The organism is Leisingera sp. G5_S3_59_S7 (assembly GCF_054968485.1).
Genome location: NZ_JBQKUH010000033.1, coordinates 1 through 17,557 on the forward strand (window position 1 = coordinate 1; position 17,557 = coordinate 17,557).

17 protein-coding genes are annotated in these 17,557 nt (G+C 63.1%); 11 read left to right on the top strand and 6 right to left on the bottom strand.

Annotated features, from left to right (window positions below; all coding sequences use genetic code 11):
* The 3 genes from ACTRWG_RS14670 to ACTRWG_RS14680 all read left to right on the top strand — a co-directional run.
* Positions 1–492: TOBE domain-containing protein (locus ACTRWG_RS14670; RefSeq protein WP_462829500.1), on the top strand; the 492-nt coding region annotated here is incomplete at its 5' end.
* 13 nt (positions 493–505) lie between these two features.
* Positions 506–1,426 (top strand): ABC transporter permease, encoded by a 921-nt coding sequence (locus tag ACTRWG_RS14675; protein WP_259957227.1) that lies wholly within the window; start codon positions 506–508, stop codon positions 1,424–1,426.
* Positions 1,423–2,625, top strand: a complete 1,203-nt coding sequence (locus tag ACTRWG_RS14680; RefSeq protein ID WP_462829501.1) for an ABC transporter permease — start codon at positions 1,423–1,425, stop codon at positions 2,623–2,625. The genes ACTRWG_RS14675 and ACTRWG_RS14680 overlap by 4 nt, the downstream gene beginning before the upstream one ends.
* Before the next feature lie 60 nt (positions 2,626–2,685).
* Here ACTRWG_RS14680 and ACTRWG_RS14685 read toward each other — a convergent pair whose 3' ends face one another.
* Positions 2,686–3,489 (bottom strand): helix-turn-helix transcriptional regulator, encoded by an 804-nt coding sequence (locus ACTRWG_RS14685; RefSeq protein ID WP_027234068.1) that lies wholly within the window; start codon positions 3,487–3,489, stop codon positions 2,686–2,688.
* Between the two features lie 230 nt (positions 3,490–3,719).
* Here ACTRWG_RS14685 and ACTRWG_RS14690 point away from each other — a divergent pair, with 230 nt between their 5' ends.
* The 7 genes from ACTRWG_RS14690 (at position 3,720) to ACTRWG_RS14720 (ending at position 12,303) form a co-directional block, all read left to right on the top strand.
* A complete protein-coding gene (locus ACTRWG_RS14690; protein ID WP_462829502.1) occupies positions 3,720–5,282 on the top strand; it encodes an ABC transporter substrate-binding protein in 1,563 nt (520 codons plus the stop codon).
* A 111-nt stretch (positions 5,283–5,393) separates the two neighbouring features.
* Complete coding sequence (locus ACTRWG_RS14695) at positions 5,394–6,332, top strand: ABC transporter permease (protein ID WP_027234066.1); 939 nt, start codon at positions 5,394–5,396, stop codon at positions 6,330–6,332.
* Between the two features lie 10 nt (positions 6,333–6,342).
* Entirely contained in the window at positions 6,343–7,248 is a 906-nt protein-coding gene (locus ACTRWG_RS14700) for an ABC transporter permease (RefSeq protein ID WP_051357657.1), read from the top strand.
* Positions 7,245–8,225 (top strand): ABC transporter ATP-binding protein, encoded by a 981-nt coding sequence (locus ACTRWG_RS14705; protein WP_027234064.1) that lies wholly within the window; start codon positions 7,245–7,247, stop codon positions 8,223–8,225. Before ACTRWG_RS14700 ends, ACTRWG_RS14705 begins: the two co-directional genes overlap by 4 nt.
* Complete coding sequence (locus tag ACTRWG_RS14710) at positions 8,222–9,145, top strand: ABC transporter ATP-binding protein (RefSeq protein WP_027234063.1); 924 nt, start codon at positions 8,222–8,224, stop codon at positions 9,143–9,145. Before ACTRWG_RS14705 ends, ACTRWG_RS14710 begins: the two co-directional genes overlap by 4 nt.
* 36 nt (positions 9,146–9,181) lie before the next feature.
* A complete protein-coding gene (locus ACTRWG_RS14715) occupies positions 9,182–10,807 on the top strand; it encodes an amidohydrolase (protein WP_462829504.1) in 1,626 nt (541 codons plus the stop codon).
* Positions 10,807–12,303 (top strand): M81 family metallopeptidase, encoded by a 1,497-nt coding sequence (locus ACTRWG_RS14720; protein ID WP_036796825.1) that lies wholly within the window; start codon positions 10,807–10,809, stop codon positions 12,301–12,303. Before ACTRWG_RS14715 ends, ACTRWG_RS14720 begins: the two co-directional genes overlap by 1 nt.
* Positions 12,304–12,362: 59 nt before the next feature.
* On the opposite strand, the gene ACTRWG_RS14725 is transcribed toward ACTRWG_RS14720, so the two are convergent.
* The 4 genes from ACTRWG_RS14725 to ACTRWG_RS14740 all read right to left on the bottom strand — a co-directional run bounded on the left by ACTRWG_RS14725 (position 12,363) and on the right by ACTRWG_RS14740 (position 15,861).
* Positions 12,363–12,866 (bottom strand): universal stress protein, encoded by a 504-nt coding sequence (locus ACTRWG_RS14725; protein ID WP_027234060.1) that lies wholly within the window; start codon positions 12,864–12,866, stop codon positions 12,363–12,365.
* A gap of 16 nt (positions 12,867–12,882) precedes the next feature.
* Positions 12,883–14,223 (bottom strand): TRAP transporter large permease, encoded by a 1,341-nt coding sequence (locus tag ACTRWG_RS14730; protein WP_027234059.1) that lies wholly within the window; start codon positions 14,221–14,223, stop codon positions 12,883–12,885.
* Positions 14,224–14,240: 17 nt separating this feature from the next.
* Entirely contained in the window at positions 14,241–14,777 is a 537-nt protein-coding gene (locus ACTRWG_RS14735; protein WP_027234058.1) for a TRAP transporter small permease, read from the bottom strand.
* Positions 14,778–14,847: 70 nt separating this feature from the next.
* Positions 14,848–15,861, bottom strand: coding sequence for a TRAP transporter substrate-binding protein (locus tag ACTRWG_RS14740; protein WP_027234057.1), 1,014 nt, complete (start codon positions 15,859–15,861; stop codon positions 14,848–14,850).
* Between the two features lie 168 nt (positions 15,862–16,029).
* Here ACTRWG_RS14740 and ACTRWG_RS14745 point away from each other — a divergent pair, with 168 nt between their 5' ends.
* Positions 16,030–16,965, top strand: a complete 936-nt coding sequence (locus ACTRWG_RS14745; RefSeq protein ID WP_462829505.1) for a LysR family transcriptional regulator — start codon at positions 16,030–16,032, stop codon at positions 16,963–16,965.
* A 15-nt stretch (positions 16,966–16,980) separates the two neighbouring features.
* Here the strand turns inward: ACTRWG_RS14745 and ACTRWG_RS14750 are convergent, their stop codons facing one another.
* Positions 16,981–17,430 carry an Lrp/AsnC family transcriptional regulator gene (locus ACTRWG_RS14750; RefSeq protein ID WP_027234055.1) on the bottom strand — a complete coding sequence of 150 codons (450 nt, stop codon included), beginning with the start codon at positions 17,428–17,430 and terminating at the stop codon, positions 16,981–16,983.
* Positions 17,431–17,557 lie beyond the last annotated feature (127 nt).

Consider the following 17,557-nt stretch of genomic DNA (forward strand, 5'->3'; position numbering starts at 1 on the left):
GCGGTGATGAAGGCGGGCGTGATCGACCAGATCGGTGACGGCAAGACCATCTACAATGACCCCGCCACCGCCTTTGCCGCGTCTTTTGTGGGCGAAAACAACGTCTTCCGCGGCAGGATCAAGCGGGTGATGGGCGATGAGGCGCTGATCGCCACCAACCGCTCCGGCGAGCTGGTGGCGCGCATTTCCAGTGCCAACCAGGGCAGGATGAAAGAGGGCGACGAGGCGATGATGTTCATCCGCCCGGAGGCCTTTGCGCTGGCGCCGCAGGGGGCCAGCGGCGATCACTTCGTCACCGCCCGCGTCAACCACGAGGAGTTCGAGGGCAATGCCTTCAACATCTTCATGGAAGGCGACGGCGGCAAGGAGCTGAAGGTCTCGATCCCCAACCTGGGCCAGTCGTTCGACGATCACACCGGCCAGAACATCACCCTGGAATACGAGACGAAAAACGCCGTCATCGTGCCTGCGGGCGAGCTGGCCGCGGAATGAGGAGGCCCGGATCATGCCAAGCTTCCTGAGGGAGTTCTTCAAACGCAACGGCACCGGCATGGGCAGCCTGATGCTGGGGCTGGTCCTGTTCTGGACCATCGGCCTCATCATCCTGCCGCAGCTGTCGATGCTCGACTTTTCCTTCCGCCCCAACCTGCCGCCGCCGGAAATCGGCGGGCCCAGGGACGTCTACACGCTGGAGAATTACAAATACCTGATCTACGGCCCCGAGGGCGGCAGCCAGGACTATAACGCGGTCGACCTCAAGGTGTTCTTCCGCACCCTGGTGGCGGCGGTCTGCGTCACCCTCTTCAACCTGATCCTGTGCTACCCGATCGCCTATTACCTGGCCCAGACCAAGGGCAATCACATCCGCATCTTCGCGCTGATGCTGATCATCCCCTACTGGATCAACGAGATCCTGCGCGCCTTTGCCCTGCGGATCATCTTCGGCGAGACCGGGGTTCTGAACAACGCCCTGGTCGGCCTGGGGATTTTCGACACGCCCTTCGACTTCATCCGCAATGACATCGCGCTCTATGCGGGTCTGGGCTACGCCTACATCCTCTTGATGATCTTCCCGATCTACAATGTGATCGAGAGCCTGGACCGCAACCAGATCGAGGCAGCGCGGGACATGGGCGCCAGCTGGACCAAGATCCACCGCAGGGTGGTCATCCCCTATGCCAAGCCGGGCATCAGCTCGGGCTGCACCATGGTGTTCATGCTGTCGGCGGGCGCGCTGGCGGCGCCGCAGATCCTGGGCGGGCCGTCCAGCTTGTGGTTCACCCAGCTGATCTATCAGCAGTTCAACGACAACTCCGACTGGCCGCAGGGCGCAGCCTATGCGGTGGTGCTGCTGGTCACCTGTATCCTGCTGGTGCTGGCCGTCATGCGGCTCTTTAAGGTGAACATGGGGGATATCGGCAAATGAAGTCCTTCTCCTTTATGCGCCTGAGCCTGTGGGTCTATCTGGCGATCTTCTTTGCCTATCTCTTGGGCCCGCTGGTGATCATGTCGGCCACCGCCTTCAACTCGCCGTCGTTCCCGCGGATGACGCCCTGGGAATGCCTGACCTTCGAGTGGTTCGCGGCGCTGTTCCGCGACGAGCGGATCCTGAACGGCATCTGGAACTCGATCCTGGTGGGGGCGGGCACGGTGGTCCTGTCGGTGGCGATGGGGCTGGCGGGCGCCTTGATGCTGACCCAGATCTGGCCCAAGCTCAGGGCGACCTATTACACCATCATCATCGCGCCGATCCTCATTCCCGGCGTGGTGCTGGGGATCTCGACCCTGGTGTTCTGGGACCGGATCAACCGGATGCTGGGGCTGGGGGCGGACAGCTGGCTGTCGAACGGTCTGTTCCTGACCATCATCGGCCAGTCCACCTTCATCGCCAGCTACTGCATGCTGGTGCTGGTGGCACGGCTGCAGCGCTATGACATCGCGCTGACCGAGGCGGCGCTGGATCTGGGCGCGACCCACGCCCAGGCCTTCCGCAAGGTGCTCTTGCCGTTCATGCGGCCCGCCATTGCCTCGGCCGCGGTGCTGGCGTTCCTGGCGAGCTTTGAGAACTACAACACCACCACCTTCACCTTCGGCGAATACCCGACGCTGACCATCGAGCTGGCGCAGAAGGTGCGCTATGGCATCACCCCCGCGATCTCGGCGCTGGCCTTCATCATCGTGGTGCTGACGGTGATTGCAGCATTGGCCAATGAGGCCTCGATCCGCCGCAAGGAGCTGGTCGCGGCGGCGCGCCAGAAGGCCACGGTGGAGGAGCTGGAAAGCGGCAGGCTGCGGCTGCCCGGCTTCCTCAGCTCCAACGCCGCGGCGGTGGCGCTGGTGGTTGTGGCCTGCGCCACGGTGGCGGTGGTCGGCACCGCATCGGTCTACAGCCCGGCGCAATGCATCGCCGATGTGCAGGAGCAGAAGCGGCTGGAGACCGAACAGCGCATCCAGGAGCTGCGCCGCCAGCGCGAGCTGCGCCGCCAGGAGCAGCTGGAGCAGCAGGGCGGCAGCCCCGCCCCGGCCCCAAGCGCGCCCGCAACCGGCGGCAGCTCCGGCTTCGGCGGCGCCTTCGATCCCGGCAACCTGTCCGGCGGCAGCGATGACAGCAGCTCAGGCAACTGAAACCGGAAATAAAACAGAAAAGGCGGCCGAAGGGCCGCCTTTCTCACCGGGGTTGCAGCCTTAAAGCAGGTAGCTGCCGTTGATGTCCGGCAGATCTTCCTTGGCCGGGGTTTCCAGATATTTCCTGACTGTCGGGTCAATCCGCGGGCTGCGCACCGGGTGAACGCCGCAGGCGGCAATCGCCTCGCGCGCTGTGACCCGCTCATCCAGCCGTTTCCAGATCGTCCGCGCAGCATAGGGGCGGGGGAACGGCCGCCAGGCCAGCCCCATGGTCATGCCGCGCAGGTATTTCAGCTGCTGCCGGTGGGCCGAAAATAGGATGGTCTGCGCCACGCTGCCTTCACGGGCACGCTCGTGCTCGGTGATGAACAGCCGGTTGCCCCGCATCGCCACCAGCCCCCGATAGCGCGAGATCTGCCGGATGCTCTGCTCCGGGTCATGGGCAATTTCCAGGTTGCGGGACAGAATCAGCCCGTCCTGTTCTATGAACCGGGTCAGCGCGCAGAAGATGCCGTCGCCCCAGGAGGGGGTGTGGAAATAGGCGTGGTAGAAGCCGAGGTAGCGTTTCAGATTGCGCTGCTGTCCGCGGAAGGGCGCCAGGAATTCCTCGCCCGGGCTGTGCGTGGCGGGACCGGCTGCCTCGGCGAGGCGGGCTTCAAACTCTGACTGCGCGGCAAACAGCTGCGATTCCGGGATCGCGAAATACCGGGCAATCCGGCGCAGGTTGTGCGCGGAGGGCAGGCTGCTGCCATTGAGGTAGCGGTTGAACTGCTGGCGGTTGAGGCCGATCTCGCGGCAGATCTGCGCAATGCTGCCATGCTCAGCGCAGAGCGAGCGCAGATTTTCTGAAAAATTCCCAGACAAGCGTCAATATCCTTCGCGTTCTGACGCGAGTGTGGATCATCCCGTGTCAGTTCGCGCATGTTTGCACAGTTTTGAATCCGGCGAAACCGGCGTTTCTGGAGCCAAGCCGCGTGAGTATGGCAAGCCGCGGTCCGGCCGGGAGGGCTGGAGAGTGGAGGCGGCAAACCGAGCGGCAGCAGGAGAGGGCCCCGGTTCGCGGGCTCAGTGGATCTGATCCAAGGGAGGACACTATGAGGATCGAATGGACCAAGGCGCCGGTGGGACGGCGCAATTTTCTGAAGGGCGCCACCGCGCTGGGGGCGGCCGCCGTCTTGCCGATGGGCCTGGGCAGCCGCGCGATGGCAACCGCGGACGGTACCCTGCGGGTGCGCTCCTATGGCGACCTGCAAAGCATCGACCCGGCCTTTTCCAAGGGTGTGATCGACGAGGAGATCCATGCCTCGATCTACAACAAGCTGATCCAGTATAAGCCGGGCCGCGAATGGGACTGGCAGATGGACGCTGCCGCGATGATCGAGCAAGGCGACGAAACCCACATCAAATTCGCACTGCGCGATGACATCGGGTTCACAAACGGCTTCGGCGCAATGACCGCCGAAGACGTGAAATTCAGCTTTGAGCGGATCGTTGCGGAAGAGACCGAAAGCCCGAACAAACCTGACATGGGCCCGCTAAGCCATGTCGAGGTGACCAGCGAGCGTGAAGGCACCATCGTGCTGAAAGAGCCGTTTGCCCCGCTGTGGAGCATCGCGCTGCCCTATATCACCGGCAATATCGTGTCCAAAAAGGCCTGGGAGGCCGCAGGCGGCAAGGCAACAACCGATCCGCTGGCAGAATCCGGCCCTTACTTGCGCGACAGCTGGTCGCCCAAGGAAAAGACCGTGCTGAAGCGCAACCCGGACTGGAAGGGCGAAGCCCCCGCCTGGGACACGATCGAGATCCTGCCGATCGACGACGAGAACACCGCCGAGATCGCATTCGAGGCCGGAGAACTGGACTTTACCCGCGTCTCACTCGGCTCGGTCGCGCGCTACCGGGACGGGGTGCCGAACGGCGGCACGCTGCTGGAGTACCCGTCACTCTATTACGCCTGGCTGGGCATGAACCTGGATCACCCCAAACTGCTGAACAAAAAACTGCGCCAGGCGATTCAGCATGCCATCGACGTGCCCTCGGTCCTGGAAGCGGCCTATTTCGGCGCCGTGGAACCCTCCACCGGCATCATCGCACCGGGTCTGGTCGGGAACCGACCGCAATCGCTGGTGCCGCCGCAAGCGGATTTTGCCAAGGCCGCGGACCTGTTGGCGGAATCCGGTGAAACCAACGTCACGCTGAAGCTCGACACGCTGAACAAAACCACCTTCACCACCGCGGCGCAGGTGATCCAGGCGACACTGGCGCAGATCGGCATCACGGTAGAGGTGAACGTGCTGGAATCCGGCGCCTTCTGGGCCAGCGCGGATAACGAGGATCTGCAGCTGGTGCTGAACCGCTACTCGATGACCCCGGACCCGTATTACGCGACTTCCTGGTTCACCACCGAACAGGTCGGCCACTGGAATTGGGAACAGTTCAGCAACGACGAGTTCGACAAGATCCATGCCGAGGCCGCGCAGCTGACCGACCAGGCCAAGCGGGACGAGATGTACCGGCGGGCGCAGGACCTGATGGAGGAAAGCGGGGCCTACCGTTTCCTGACCCATGAGGCGACGCCAGTGGTGCATTCCGCCGGAGTAGTGCCTGCATTGAGGCCTGACGGGCTGGCGCTCTTGCGCTACTTCGGCAAGGCCTGACACTCCCCTCAGGCCCGGTCCTCCCGCCGGGCCTGACTTGGCACGGCTGCATAATGCGGCGCAGCCGTGCCGTTTTCATCCGCACAGCGAAGACAAGGGGGCCATGCGGCCATGTTACTTTATGCAACCCGGCGGTTCGGGCTGGCACTGCTGATCCTGATCGTGGCGGTCACCGTCATGTTCCTGATGATCCGCGCCGTCCCCGGCGATCCGGTCCAGATCATGCTGGGCCCGCGCGCCACGCCAGAGCTGCAGGCGCGGCTGACGGCAGAGCTGGCGCTGGATCAGCCGATCTGGAAACAGCTGCTGATCTTCTATGGCAACCTGATGCAGGGCGATCTGGGGATTGATGTGTTCTCGGGCCGGTCGGTGACCGAGATTGTATTCCAGCAGCTGCCTCACACACTGTGGCTGATCCTGGGGTCGATCACCTGGTCCGCCACGCTTGGCATTGCGCTTGGCGCATATGCGGCTGCGCATCCCAATACGGTGATCGACCGGATCACAGCCGCCATTTCCGTCAGTTTCGTCGCCGCGCCCGCCTTTGTCGTCGCGCTGCTGTCGCTGCTGATCTTTGCGGTGCACCTGCAATGGTTCCCGGCCATCGGCGCAGGCGAAGGTTTCTGGGACCGCCTCAATCACCTGGTGCTGCCCGCCTTTGCCATCGGTCTCAGCTGGGTGGGCTATATCGCCCGGCTGGTGCGCGCCTCGATGCTGGAGGTGATGGGCGAGAGCCACATCCGCACCGCCCGCGCCTTCGGCATTCATGAACGCCGCGTTGTGATGGTTTATGCGCTCCGCATCGCCATCCTGCCGGTGGTCACGGTAATCGGCGTCGGCATGGGCTTTCTGCTCAGCTCCGCCGTCTTTGCCGAGATCGTCTTTGCCCGCCCCGGCCTGGGCAAGCTGGTGATCGACAGCATCACCACCCGCAACTACCCGATCGTGATGGGATCGGTGCTGATTTCGACCGGCCTGTTCGTGGTGTCCACCGCGCTGGCTGACCTGATCAACGCCTGGCTCGATCCCCGCGCCCGCACGGCGGCTTGAGGAGACTGTAATGTCTGAGGTTCAATCCGGAACACAGCCGGCCGCTGCGCCCGGCCGCACCCACAAATCCCGGTCCGAGCTGGGCCAGATCCTCCACGGCGTCGCCCGCGACCCGTTGGGGCTGATGGGGCTGATCATCGTCGGCACCATCGTTTTCTGTGCCATCTTTGCTGTCTGGATCGTTCCTTACGATCCGGTCGCGATGAACATCAAGGACCGCCTGCAAGGCCCCTCCGCCGCGCATCTTCTGGGCACCGACCAGCTGGGCCGCGACACGTTTTCGCGCGTCGTGATGGGCGGTCAGGTTGCGCTGAAAGTCGCGCTGCCCGCGGTCTTCGGCGCCATGGCCATCGGCCTCACGCTGGGCATGATCGCCGGCTACGGGCCGAAGTGGCTCGACAACCTGCTGATGCTGTTCTTCGACACCATCCGCTCCTTCCCGACGGTGATGTTTGCCCTGGCGGTGGTGGCGCTGGTAGGGCCGAGCCTGCAAACCGTGGTGTTTGTGGTGATGGCAACCTCGATCCCGACCTATGGCCGGGTGGCACGGACCCAGACGCTCACCTTGCGCAATTCAGAGTTTATCCTGGCCGAACGCTCCATGGGCGCCAGCATGAAACGCATCCTGGGCGTGCACATGCTGCCCAACATCGTTGGCGTGCTGGCGGTGCTGGCGGCGATGGATATTCCCACGGTGATCGCGCTGGAGGCGGGACTGTCCTTCCTCGGCCTCGGGGTGAAACCGCCGACGCCAAGCTGGGGCGCGCTGCTGAAAGACGGCTATTCGCTGATCCGCCAGACCCCTTGGCTGGTGGTGGGCGGCGGGCTGCCGATCATCCTGGCAACGCTGGGCTTCACCTTCCTGGGCGAGTCCCTGCGTGACGTGGTTGACCCGAAACTGAGGAAACAGAGATGAGTGATACGCTTCTGGAAATCGACCGCCTCAGCGTCGACTACGAGACCGCCCGCGGCGACTTGAAAGCCTTGCGCGATATCTCCTTCGACGTCCGCAAGGGCGAGATTGTCGGCATCGTCGGCGAGTCGGGATGCGGCAAGTCCACCCTGATCTCCTCGATCCTGCGGCTGACCGCCCCGAACACCCGGTTCCGGCAGGGCGAGGTGCGGTTCAAGGGGGACGATCTGCTGCAACTGCCGGAGCGCAGGATGCGGGCCTTGCGCGGCGCCGATATTTCCATCGTGTTCCAGGACCCGATGCAGACCCACAACCCGGTGCTGTCCATCGGCCAGCAGATGCTGGATATCCAGCACCGCTCCAAGGCGTCCAAGGCCGAGAAACGGGCGCGCGCCGCGCAGATGCTGGGTGCCGTCGGCATCCCGGACCCGGAGGCGCGGCTGGACCAGTTCCCGCATGAGTTCTCCGGCGGCATGCGGCAGCGGATTGCCATCGCCATGGCGCTGATGTCGGAACCGGACCTGCTGATCGCGGATGAGCCGACCACGGCGCTGGATGCCACGCTGGAGGTGCAGATCATCGAGCGCCTGCAAGAGCTGCAGCAGGAATTCGACTGCGCCATCCTGTTCATCTCGCATCATCTGGGGGTGATTGCAGAACTCTGCGACCGGGTGGTGGTGATGTATGCGGGGGCCGTGGTCGAAAGCGGCGAGGTGCGCGAGATCTTCCACGATCCCAAGCACCCCTACACCCGCCGCCTGATCGACTGCGACCCGGGCCACATCAAGGAGCGTGCCCGCGTGCTGCCCACCATCCCGGGCGAGGTGCCGGATCTGGCCAACCTGCCCGGCGGCTGCATCTTCCGCGACCGTTGCGACCAGGCCATGCCGCGCTGCGCGGCAGAAGTCCCACCGCTGACACAGCTGAAGGACGGCCACCACGCCGCCTGCTGGCTGAACCACAAGGAGGCCGCGGAATGAGCCTGCTGGATGTAAACAACCTCAAGACCAGCTATGGACCGGTCAACGTGCTGGCCGGTGTCAGCTTCACCGTCGAACCCGGCGAAACCTATGCGCTGGTGGGCGAGAGCGGCTCCGGCAAGACCACGGTGATCCGCGCGATTGCCGGGCTGGCGCCGGCGCAGGAGGGATCTGTGAAATTCGAGGGCCGGGAGATCCGCGGCGCCTCGGAACGGGAACTGCGCCCCCTGCGCAAGGACATCGCGATGATGTTCCAGGACCCGGTCGGCTCGCTGTCGCCGCGCCTCACGATCCGCAGCCTGATCACCGAGCCCTACCGCATCCAAGGCATGAAGGACCGCGATCTGGCCGCCGAGGCCAAGCGCCTCTTGGAGATGGTGAACCTGCCTGCGCATTTCGCCGACCGCTATCCCTATCAGCTGTCGGGCGGGCAGGCGCGGCGGGTGGGCGTCGCCCGCGCGCTGGCGCTGGAGCCCAAGCTGATCCTGGCGGATGAGCCCACCGCGGGCCTGGACGTGTCGGTGCAGGGGGAGCTTCTGAATCTGATGAACGACCTGCGTGAACGGCTGGGGCTGGCAATGGTGATCATCACCCACAACCTGAACGTCGTGCGCCACGTGGCCGACCGGATGGGCATCATGTACCTGGGCCGGCTGGTCGAGGAAGGCACCACCGAGGCGATCTTCAAGGAGCCCCGCCATCCCTATACCCGCTGCCTGCTGTCGGCGAACCCGGAACCCGACCCCGACGCCCGGCTGGAACGCATTGCCCTGAAGGGCGAGCCGCCCAGCCTGCTGCGCCGCCCCAAGGGTTGCGAGTTCCGCGAGCGCTGCCCGTTTGCCCAGGACATCTGCATGCAAACCCCGCGGTGGGAGACCGAAAACGGCCACGGCCTGCGCTGCTTGGCACCGCTAAACTGACGGCCCCGTTCGAAACCCCTCAAAATCTGAAAGACCATGACCAGCACATTGTATTTCAACGGCGCTGTCCTGACGATGGACGCGGCCAATTCCTGCGCCCAGGCGGTGCTGACCGAAGGTGAAGCTATCCGCGCTGTTGGCGCCGAGGGTGAACTGCGCGCGCAGATGCCTGCGGGCACTCATGAGGTGGATTTGCAAGGCCAGTCCCTGATCCCCGCCTTCATCGACCCGCACGGGCATTTCCCCGATCCCGGCTTCATCCGGTTGTTCCGGGTCAACCTCGCCTCTGCCCCCAGTGGCGACTGCCCTGACATCCCCACCGCGCTGGACCGGCTGCGGGCCAAAGCAGCGGAAACCCCTGCGGGGGAATGGGTGATGGGGGTGCTGTTCGACAATACCGCCATTGCCGAGGTCAGGATGCCCACACGCGCCGAGTTGGACAATGTCTCAAACGAACATCCCATCTGGGTGATCCATGCCTCAGGCCACAACGGATCTGCAAACTCGCTGGCGCTGAAGCGCCACGGCGTGAACCGCGACACGCCGGACCCTCTGGGCGGGCGATTTGGACGCAACCCGGAGACCGGCGCGCTGACCGGGCTGATCGAAGGCCTGTCAGCGATGGGAGAGATGGGCGATACCGATTTCCTGATTGACCGCGAACGGTTCTGGGCCGGGTTCGACAGCTGCCGCGATGAATACCTGGCGCATGGCGTCACTTACGCCCAGAACGCCTGGGCCACGCGGGCGATGCTGGAGCATTTCGCCTCGCTGCCAGCCGATCAGGACCCCGGCTATGACCTGATGCTGCTGCCAATCGGGGAACTGGAGCCTGAGCTGAGCCGCGGCCCGGATGCGCTGAAGTGGCCTGGCAACCCGCATTTCACTCTTGGGCCGCGCAAGCTGTTCACCGACGGGGCGTTCCAATTGCAGACCGCCTTGCTCAGCGCGCCTTACCACAAGCCGGTGGATCCGGCGCACCCCTGCGGGATGCCTTATGCGGATGCTGCCGAACACCGGCGCGAGGTGAAAAAACTGCATGATCTGGGCGTTCAGATCCACTGCCACTGCAACGGCGACGCAGGTGCGCAGATGTTCATCGACGCGGTGGCGGCGGCGCTAAAGGACAACCCGCGCGCCGATCACCGCCACACCATCATCCACGGGCAAGCCTTGCGCGACGACCAATTGCAGCAGATGGCGAAGCTCGGCATCACCGTAAGTTTCTTCCCGGCACATGTGCATTTCTGGGGCGACCGCCATTACGATACCTTCCTGGGGCCGGAGCGGGCGGAACGGATTTCCCCCTGCGCCTCGGCTGAGCGTTACGGCGTGCGCTACACCATCCACAACGACGCATCCGTCACGCCGACGCGGCCGATCCACCTGGCCCATTGCGCGGTGAACCGGCTGACCGCCAGCGGACGGCGGCTGGGCGAGGCGCAGCGGATCAGCACCCTGTCAGCCTTGCGCGCCCAGACCATCGAGGCCGCCTGGCAGGTGTTTCAGGAAGACACCCGCGGTTCCATCGAACCCGGCAAACTGGCGGATTTTGCGGTGCTGAACCGCAATCCGCTTGACGATCCGGACCTGATCGACACCACCAAAGTCACCCGCACCATCCGCCGCGGGCGGACCGTCTGGGCGCAGGAGCAGAATTGATGCAGGCCAAACCGCGGATCGCCATTGCAGGCTTTCAGCATGAAACCAACTGCTTCGGCACCACCAAGGCCGGGCTGGCAGAGTTCGAGATGGCGGATTCCTGGCCCGCCATGCTGGACGGGGACGCGGTGATCCGCGAAACCCGCGGCATGAACCTGCCCATCGCGGGATTTGCCAAGGCGGCGGAGGAAGCCGGGATGGAGCTGGCCCCCATCCTGTGGTGCGCGGCGGAACCTTCGGCGCATGTGACCGATCACGCATTTGACACCATCTGCGCCAAGATCCTGGACGGGCTGCACGCTGCCGGGCCGCTCAATGGCATCTTTCTTGATCTGCACGGGGCGATGGTGACCGAAAGCCACCCGGACGGCGAAGGCGAAATCCTGCGGCGGCTGCGCGCCTGGGCCGGGCCGGGGCTGCCCATCGCGGTCAGTCTCGACCTGCACGCCAATATTTCAGCCGCCTCGGTGGAGCTGGCAGACTACATCGCGATCTACCGCACCTATCCGCATCTGGATATGGCCGAAACCGGTGCCCGCTGCGTGCCGGTGCTGCGGCACCTGCTGGCGGGCGGGACGCTGCACAAGGCATTCCGGCAGATGGACTACCTGATCCCGCTGCACGCGCAGTATACCGGCGCCACACCGGGGCGGGAGCTCTATGACGCGCTGCCGCCGCTGGAACAGGCGGGTGTTCTGGCGGACATCGCGCTGGGGTTCACCGCGGCGGATTTCCCGGACACCCGGCCCTCCTGCGTCGCCTATGCCCGGGCTGCCGCCGCCGCAGCGCGGGCGGCGGACCATATCGCCGGACTGTTCGAAAGGATGGAAGCGCACTCGGACCACCCGATGCTGACGCCCGGACAAGCGGCAGAGACCGCCTGCCAGCCGCGCACGCGCAAGCCGGTGGTGCTGGCCGACGTGCAGGACAACCCCGGCGCGGGCGGCACCTCTGACACCACCGGGCTGCTGGCGGCGCTGGCAAACGCCGGAGCGCAAGACGTGCTGATGGGCCTGTTCCATGATCCCCAGGCCGCCGCAGCGGCGCATGAGGCGGGACAGGGCAGCGTCTTCCGCATCGCCCTTGGCGGGCGTTCCGGCGCGGCGGGAGACCAGCCGTTTGACGCTGAATTTCAGGTGGTTGCGCTAGGCGGCGGCAGCTGCCGTTACACCGGGGAAATGTACGGCGGCGGGACCGCGACGCTGGGCCTCACGGCGGTGTTGAAACTGCACGGGACACAGGCGGGTATCACCCTTGTCGTCACCAGTATCCGCAACCAATGCCTGGATCTGGCGCATTTCACCCATATCGGACTGGACCCCGCCGCATACCGCACGGTCTGCGTGAAAAGCACCGCCCATTTCCGCGCCGACTTCGAGCCCGTTGCCAGCGCGGTCTATCCGGTTGCCGCTCCCGGTGTGTTTCCCTGCGATCTGGGAACCTTCCCCTACGAAAACCTGCACCCGGACGTCAGAACCATCCCTGCAAAGGGTTGAGACCTTCTGCAGGGATGGCCTTTCGCAGGCGGCCAGGGGGCTGCCGCCCGCGGGGAGGATCAGTCCTCGTCTTCGCCGTTCTGGTAGGGCACTACCAGCGTCGGGATCTGCGACCGGCGCAGGACGCGCTTGGCCACGGTGCCCAGGAAGGTGTGGGAAAACCCGTGGTCATGGGCGCCCAGCACGATCAGATCGCAGCCCAGTTCGACCGAGCGGCGCAGGATCACCTCTGCCGGGTGGCCGTCGGTCACCTCGACAGAGGTGACCTGATCGCGGATCTTGGCCTCGTCGCCTTCAAAAGACGCCCAGAACCGCGCCTGCCGCTCGGCCAGGATCTGCTTGACCATCTCATGCCGCCGCCGGGCCGCGGACTTGCGGGTCTCTTCGTTCAGCACAAACATCTCAAAGGTGATGCGGGCATCCTCGGAAATCGGCTCATTCACATGCAGCACATGGATTTCCGCCCCGGTCGCATGGGCCAGGCTGGCGGCATGCCGCAGCGCCAGGGTGGAGTTATGCGACAGATCGGTGGCAAACAGGATGCTGGTGATCATCGGTTTCATATCGGATCCTTTCTGATCAATAGCCGAACAGCCGCGGCAGCCACAGCGAGAGTTCCGGGAAGAAGGCGATGATGAAGATCGCAATCGTGTTCACCGCCGCAAAGGGCAGGGCGCGCAGCGAGATCGTCTCGATCGAGATGTTGGAGATGCCCGAAGCGATGAACAGGTTCTCCCCCAAGGGCGGCGTCTGGAAGCCGATGCCCAGGGTGCAGACCATCACCACGCCGAAATGGATCGGGTCGATACCCACCGAGTAAGCCACCGGCAGCATCACTGGCACCAGGATCAGGATCGTCGCCAGCGTCTCCATGAACATGCCGACAAACAGCAGGAAGAAGATGATCAGCGCCCAGATCACATAGAGATTCTGGGTAAAGCTCAGCATGCTGTCCGCAATCAGCGCCGGGATCTGGTTTTCCACCAGCAGGCGGCCGAACACGGTCGCGGTGAACAGGATCAAGAGCACGCGGCCCGTCAGCCAGGTCGTGGCTTCCAGCGACTGGAACAGCGACGACCAGGTCAGTTCGCGGTAGATAAAGACGCCAACCACCAGGGTATAGAAGATCGCCACGATGGCCGCCTCAGTCGGGGTGAAGAACCCGGTGTAGATACCGCCCAGGATGACCAGTGGTGCCATCAGCGACCAGAACCCGCGGTACATCTCGCAGCCGACATTGCGGATTGACCAGCCATCGGCAGATCCTTTGTACCCGCGTTTCTTCGACATGAAGAAGTTCAGGATCAGCAGGCTGGTGGCGATCAGGAAGGCAGGCACGAAGCCGGCAATGAAGAGTTTCGAGATCGAAACCGACTGGAAGGTGCCGAACTTCTCGACCGCTTCGGGCGGTGCCGTAAAGCCAAGCGCCGCGATGCCGAAGATCACCATCGGGATCGACGGGGGAATGATGATACCCAGGCCGCCGGAGGACGCCGTGATAGCAGAAGCATAACCCTTTTCGTAACCGCGGTTGATCATGGCCGGGATCATCAGCATGCCGACGGCCGCGGTGGTGGCCGGGCCGGAGCCGGAGATGGCGCCAAAGAACAGGCAGGCCATCACGGTTGCGGCGGAAATCCCGCCGGTGAACGGTCCCGCCAGGCTTTCGGCCACGTTGATCAGGCGCTTGGAGATCCCCGCGGCCTCCATCAGCGCACCGGCCAGGATAAAGGCAGGCAGCGCCATCAGCGGGAACGACCCGACAGAGGTAAAGGCGATCTGCACGAATTTGATCGGGTTTTCGTCCAGATAGAGGAACGAGATCAGCGACGACACCCCCAGCGCAACGGTGATCGGCGCGCCCAAAAGCAGCAGCAGCAAAAAGGATCCAAACAGGATCGTGACGATTTCGGTTTCCATAGTCCTGTCCCTCCCGGTTACGTGCGGTTGTCCGCGCCAGCGGCGGCCTTGATTTCATCAAGGTCGATCTGGTCGGGATCGTGGATGTCTTCGCCGCGGATCAGCTTGCGGTAATTCACCTGCAGAATGCGGATCGTCATCAGGGCAAAGGCGATGGGCAGCACCATGTAGATGTACTTCATCTCGATGCCCAAGGTCTGCGACTTCCAGAACTTGTTCATCTTGTTGAAGACAAAATCGGTGGCCAGCCACAGGAAGTAACAGTTGAAGAACAGCCAGAAGAGGTCGGCAAAGGCCTCAATGTACTTGATCCACCCCGAGGGCAGGAATTTGAACTGGAAAGTGACCCGGTTGTGCGCCCCCTTCAGCGCCGCATAAGAGGCCCCGAAGTAGACGAACCAGACGAACATGTAGACCGACAGCTCCTCGATCCACGAGAATGAATGGCCGAACACCTCGCGTGAGACGATCTGCACAAACAGCAGAATGACAAAGCCGGACAGCAATAGGCGGCAGATGTAGCTTTCTATATTGTCCAGAAATTTCCAGAACATGATGCACTCCTCCCCTGTGCGAAGCAGCGCCGCAGCGCTGCTTCGTTTTTTTTATAGGTTTGCCAGAGGCTTACTGAACCGGGTCGCGGCCGATGGCGGTCAGCACCGCATTCATTTTCTCAACGCCGCCGATGGAGTCATAGAACTTCGGCCAAACGGCTTCGGTTGCCAGCTTGATGAACTCCGCCTCGTCATTTTCCGGATCGTCGATCTGCATGCCCTTGGCGACCAGTTCATCCTTGATCTCGGCTTCGATGTCGCGCAGGTACTGGGCCGATTTCAGGGTGGCCTCCTTGCCCGCTTCGATCAGGATCTGCTGGTCTTCTTCGGACAGGTCCTGGAACACCGCCTCAGAGACAATCAGCGGCTCGATCGAGAAGATGTAGCGCAGGTTGGTCACATATTCCTGCACTTCGTAGAACTTCATGGAGTTGATGGTGGTGTAAGGGTTGTCCTGACCGTCGACCACCTTGGTCTGCAGGCCGGTAAAGGTCTCGGACCAGGCCATCGGGGTCGGGTTGATGCCCCAGGACTTGTAGGTTTCGATCATGATCTCGTTCTTGGGAACACGGATGATCAGATCCTGCAGGTCGGCAACTGTGGTAACCGGCTTCTTGGAGTTGGTCAGACGGCGGAAGCCGGTATAGGTCCACGCCAGGATGCGCACGCCTGCGTCCCGGATGGTGTTTTCGGTCAGCTCCTGGCCAATCGGGCCCTGGGTCAGTTTCTCGGCGTCTTCCAGGCTCAGGATGACATAGGGCAAGGTAAATACGCCAACGGTCGGCGAGAACGGGGTGACGTTATTGATTGCCAGCAGCGACATGTCCAGGGTGCCGATTGCAGCCTCGTTCACGGTGTCCTGCTCGGAGCCAAGCTGGCCGTTCAGGAACATGGTGCCAGTGTGCTTGCCGCCGGATTTTTCCTCCAGTGCTTCGATAAAGAATTTGCCGGTGCCTTCCTGCGAGCTGCCCGCGCTGTCGCCCACGGCGATCTTGAAGTTTTTGGCGGATACCGCACCGGTCGTCAGCATCGCGGCGGCAGAAACGGCTGCGGTCAGCGTGCAGACCTTCTTGAGAAATGACATAATATCCTCCCGTATTGTCATTCTGGGGTCCAAGGCGCGCGCTGGCCCGCCCTCCACAGCGTCATTGCCAGTCCGATCCGTCCTTGGTCTGCGGGAAGCTACATTGCGTTCTTTGTTTCTTGAATGTAAACTTTTGAAAGCAAAGTTTCACATATCACGAACCTATAGATGAACCGCAAGTCCCACCTCCAGCATGTTGCCGATGCCGATCTGAAATTGCTCCGCGTGTTCAAGGCCGTGGCCGAAAGCGGCGGCCTGGCGGCGGCGGAAACTGAGCTGAACATCGGCAAATCCACGATTTCCAAATACATCGCGGATCTGGAGCTGCGGCTGGATCTGAAGCTGTGCAACCGCGGCCCGGCCGGGTTTTCACTGACCGATGAGGGCAGCAAAGTGCTGAAATCATCAGAGGCCCTTCTGGTGTCGGTTGCCGACTTCCGGGCGGAAGTGAATGAAATCAAGCAGCAGCTGGCCGGCACGCTGCGCATTGCGCTGTTCGATCAATGCGCTTCCAACCCCGAGGCCTATGTCGCCGGAGCCATCCGCGCCTTTAACAAGGCCGCCCCCGCGGTTGAGATCGACCTGTCGCTGGAGCCGCCCAATGTGATCGAAACCAATGTAATCGGCGGCAAGATTGATGTCGGCATCCTGGCGCTGCACCGGCCTTCCCCCAGTCTGGACTACGCGCCGCTTTATGGCGAGGACATGTTCCTGTACTGCGGCAAGGGGCATCCGTTCATGGATTGCGACCACTCCAGCCTCAGTCTTGCGGATGTGCAGGCGGCGAATTACGCCGGCATCCGGGTGAACTCCCCCAACCTGTTTGTCGGCCAGACTCTCGGCTTCCGCCGCGCCGCCAAAGTGCAGAACGAACAGGCGCTGGCGATCCTCGTTATGTCCGGCAGCTACCTGGGGTTCCTGCCGGACCATCTGGCCGACGAATTTGTCCGCAGCGGCATGATGAGGAAAGTGCTTCCGGAGTCCATTTCCTACAGATCCCAATTTGCCGCCGTCACCCGCAAGCGCCCGGCGATGAACCGGATCACCAAGCTGTTCCTGGACACTTTGGTTGCGGCCCACTCAGTCCCGCCCCCCAAGGAGTAACGCTGAAGCGGGCGGTCAGATAATGTCCAAGGACACCTTGACCCGGTCCATCACCACCGAGGAAGTAAAGCGGCTGACGTTGGATTCATCAAAGAAATGCTCCTGGGTGAAGGCCTCGTATTCCTTGATGTCCTTGACGATGACCATCAGGATGAAATCGGCCTCACCGGTGGTGTAATAGCACTGCTGCACCTGCGGCGCCTTGCACATCTTGCGCTTGAAGGCATCCAGATGCATCCGGCTTTCCCGCTCCAGCACTACCTGGACAATCACGGTCATCTCCCGCCCCAGCCGGGCCGGGGAGAGGATGGCGATTTCCTTCTCGATCACCCCGGAGTCCCGCAGCTTTTTCAGCCGTTTCTGAACCGCGGGCGCGGACAGCCCCACCTCTTGACTGATCGCCTCAGCAGTCAGCTGCGCGTTGGACTGTATCAGCCGCAGAATGTCGTGGTCTTTATCATCCATGGCCGAGTTTTTGACCGGCGCGGCGGATTTGACAACTTGTTTCGTCAAATTTCCTTGCAATTGTGCCGCCACCCCCGTGCGGGCGCACGCCAGGCGGCGCCGGAACCGTGCAGCGACGGAGATGACC

What these genes read in the sequence shown, in the direction of transcription:
- ACTRWG_RS14750 (WP_027234055.1), bottom strand. Translation starts at nt 17,430, where the DNA reads ATGGATGATAAAGACCACGACATTCTGCGGCTGATACAGTCCAACGCG.
- ACTRWG_RS14745 (WP_462829505.1), top strand. Translation starts at nt 16,030, where the DNA reads ATGAACCGCAAGTCCCACCTCCAGCATGTTGCCGATGCCGATCTGAAA.
- ACTRWG_RS14695 (WP_027234066.1), top strand. Translation starts at nt 5,394, where the DNA reads ATGTTACTTTATGCAACCCGGCGGTTCGGGCTGGCACTGCTGATCCTG.
- ACTRWG_RS14700 (WP_051357657.1), top strand. Translation starts at nt 6,343, where the DNA reads ATGTCTGAGGTTCAATCCGGAACACAGCCGGCCGCTGCGCCCGGCCGC.
- ACTRWG_RS14710 (WP_027234063.1), top strand. Translation starts at nt 8,222, where the DNA reads ATGAGCCTGCTGGATGTAAACAACCTCAAGACCAGCTATGGACCGGTC.
- ACTRWG_RS14680 (WP_462829501.1), top strand. Translation starts at nt 1,423, where the DNA reads ATGAAGTCCTTCTCCTTTATGCGCCTGAGCCTGTGGGTCTATCTGGCG.
- ACTRWG_RS14730 (WP_027234059.1), bottom strand. Translation starts at nt 14,223, where the DNA reads ATGGAAACCGAAATCGTCACGATCCTGTTTGGATCCTTTTTGCTGCTG.
- ACTRWG_RS14725 (WP_027234060.1), bottom strand. Translation starts at nt 12,866, where the DNA reads ATGAAACCGATGATCACCAGCATCCTGTTTGCCACCGATCTGTCGCAT.
- ACTRWG_RS14690 (WP_462829502.1), top strand. Translation starts at nt 3,720, where the DNA reads ATGAGGATCGAATGGACCAAGGCGCCGGTGGGACGGCGCAATTTTCTG.
- ACTRWG_RS14715 (WP_462829504.1), top strand. Translation starts at nt 9,182, where the DNA reads ATGACCAGCACATTGTATTTCAACGGCGCTGTCCTGACGATGGACGCG.
- ACTRWG_RS14705 (WP_027234064.1), top strand. Translation starts at nt 7,245, where the DNA reads ATGAGTGATACGCTTCTGGAAATCGACCGCCTCAGCGTCGACTACGAG.
- ACTRWG_RS14720 (WP_036796825.1), top strand. Translation starts at nt 10,807, where the DNA reads ATGCAGGCCAAACCGCGGATCGCCATTGCAGGCTTTCAGCATGAAACC.
- ACTRWG_RS14735 (WP_027234058.1), bottom strand. Translation starts at nt 14,777, where the DNA reads ATGTTCTGGAAATTTCTGGACAATATAGAAAGCTACATCTGCCGCCTA.
- ACTRWG_RS14675 (WP_259957227.1), top strand. Translation starts at nt 506, where the DNA reads ATGCCAAGCTTCCTGAGGGAGTTCTTCAAACGCAACGGCACCGGCATG.
- ACTRWG_RS14740 (WP_027234057.1), bottom strand. Translation starts at nt 15,861, where the DNA reads ATGTCATTTCTCAAGAAGGTCTGCACGCTGACCGCAGCCGTTTCTGCC.